Source organism: Litchfieldella anticariensis FP35 = DSM 16096 (genome assembly GCF_000409775.1).
Lineage (GTDB): Bacteria > Pseudomonadota > Gammaproteobacteria > Pseudomonadales > Halomonadaceae > Litchfieldella > Litchfieldella anticariensis.
Map to the genome: position 1 here is coordinate 1 of NZ_KE332379.1, position 2,057 is coordinate 2,057.

Genomic DNA, 2,057 nt, shown 5'->3' on the forward strand with positions numbered 1-2,057 from the left:
CGACATTCCTCCCGGCCACGCGCAAGAGGCCAAGAGCCTCCTGGACGATTGGCTGACATGACTGGCCTGCCCGGATGCCGCGCCTGACCGCCGTAACGATGACGGCCATCACGACACAGACAACAGGGAACCGAGATGTCGACGTTCGAACGCCCCGCCGATGATCGTAACGATGGCGATCTTGCCGCCGCCGAGGGGTCGGATCGCCCCGTGGAAGAAGGCGCCATCTGCCCACTGATGAACGGCCAAGTGCAACTGATCCCGCTGCGCTATGGTCTGGTCGAAGCGCTCGAACCCGGCTGCCCCACGCCCTACACGCTCAGCGCGCGTCCACTTGGCCTGCGCCTGATGCGCAATGGCTACCTCTATGTGCTGGATGGCCAGACCAACGAGATCGATGAGTACACGTTCAGCGATCAGGGCGCTACGGTCAGCGGCAAGCTCGACTACCCCAACGACCGCACGATCTACGTATGCTTCTCCGAGGTGCCATGGACCGAAGCCAAGCGCGCCCAGGTCCGGGATAGTCGCGAGGACCGCGACGCCTTCATGCAGGCGGTCAACCTGGCCGGGGCCGGCCCGGTCAGCGGCGGTGAGCACCTGATCCCGCTCGACCAGGCCGAACAGTGGGTGGCCGAATTCGCCGAGGACCATACGCCCGAGGCGCCGGAGGACGGCCACCCGCAGGAAGGCGAGGCCTACCACTGGGAGAACGAGCCCTACTACCACAAGAGCCGTATCGGCAAGCTCTACGAAGCCCATGCCATCGAAGAGCCCGATGAATGCCTGTGCCTGCTGGTGCGCGACGACATCGGCGTGATGCGCGACCTCGCCCAGTTCCAGGACGACGTGGTGGGCTGGATCGAAGCGTGGAGCGAAGAGAAGGGAGGGAAGACCGAACGCGATTACCTGCTGGGCAGCTATATCGAATCGGCGACCGAGCTCTCGCAAGCGGCATTGGACGCCCTGGCGGAGCTGGATCAGGATACGCCTCGTGAAGCCCTGTGGAATGACCTGGAGGCGTTGGATGACGAGGCCACGCGCCGAGCCGTTACCGACTATCTGAACCACGAGGGGCCGTTACCCGACGTCGATGACGCCAGTTTGCCCGATGACGTGCAGGCGGAGCTGCGAGCGCTGGATCTCCGCAAGGAAGCGTTGCGAGAAAGCGCCAGCATGAGCCCTCGCATTGGACCGGACATGGCACTTCTGCAGGTAGAATCTCAGCGCCGCACCGTGCTCCAGCGAGAGAGCACACGCCGCCTGCTGAGAGACGCGAACGACGCGTTCGTCGATGAGCATCTCGACGCGCTGATAGAACTTCGGCAAGAGCAGCGACAGCGCATCGACGACATGCTCAATGGCGCCAAGCTGGGGCAGCGTGGCGTCAACGAGCTAGTGCGTCGCGACGAGATGGATCGGTTCCTGACGAAACAGCGCGAGAAACTGGCACGTTGGAACGGCCTGCTCGATCGCATCAGCAGCGACCGCACCGACATGCTGTGCAGTAGCCGTTTCCAACTGGCCGCCTGGTATTTCGATCCACAGGACGACGCCCAGGTGACAGCAGCGTTCATGGCCGAGTATGCCGTGACCCGGGACATCGGGCGCAGCGATCAGGCCAACGAGCGGATTGCCGATTGGCTGCAGGCCAATCCTCACTTCGACCGGCCGATGTTCTATGGGCTGTCGCTGGCCGATGGCACGGCACTGATTCGCGATTACACGGTATTCTATGGTGTCAGCCGCGGCCTGCTAGCGGAAATGCCCGACTGGATCGGCAAGTTGATGGCGCTGGAGGCGGGCAAGCTCCCGGATGTCGATGCCCTGAGTGATGACGCCCAGGCCGCGGCCGACGGGGTACAGGCCAACCTGACCCCGGCGGTAGGGGTGAACCTGGAACGCGCCATGTCAGCGGTGTCCGAAGCCCTGGCGGGCCGCGGACAGATGCCGAGCGTCGAGGAATTGTTCCGCAGCAGCGAAATGCCCAAGGTCCTGGGGCCGCGCTTGATCGATGCCGCCCGGCGTGGCGAGCTGACCTTCGAACTCGCCAGCGA

General features: G+C 64.2%; 1 protein-coding gene. It reads left to right on the top strand.

The genetic code is table 11. The annotated features are described in order from the left end of the window. Nucleotides 1-135: 135 nt before the first annotated feature. Nucleotides 136-2,057: toxin VasX (locus tag L861_RS06815; RefSeq protein WP_016414455.1), on the top strand; the 1,922-nt coding region annotated here is incomplete at its 3' end.